This is a genomic window from Larkinella sp. C7, assembly GCF_006149005.1.
GTDB lineage: Bacteria > Bacteroidota > Bacteroidia > Cytophagales > Spirosomataceae > Larkinella.
Map to the genome: position 1 here is coordinate 1 of NZ_VBSL01000114.1, position 225 is coordinate 225.

The 225-nt window shown below is 49.3% G+C and carries 1 pseudogene; it reads left to right on the forward strand.

The features are described from left to right. Nucleotides 1–37 precede the first annotated feature (37 nt). Nucleotides 38–225: pseudogene (locus tag FH871_RS34640) on the forward strand (tRNA (adenosine(37)-N6)-threonylcarbamoyltransferase complex transferase subunit TsaD); the annotation flags it as partial.

Sequence of the window (225 nt, forward strand, 5' to 3'; positions counted from 1 at the left end):
TTGGAGCAATGGTCTTCCTCTTATTCCTATTAACCACATGGCTGGTCACCTGATGGCAGCTAGGGAGGCGGGTCCTCTGACCTATCCTCTATTAGCTCTCTTGGTATCAGGTGGCCATACCGAATTGGTCTATGTCAAGGAATCTGGCGATTATAAGATTGTTGGGGAAACCAGAGATGATGCGGTAGGTGAGGCCTATGATAAGGTTGGCCGAGTTATGGGCCT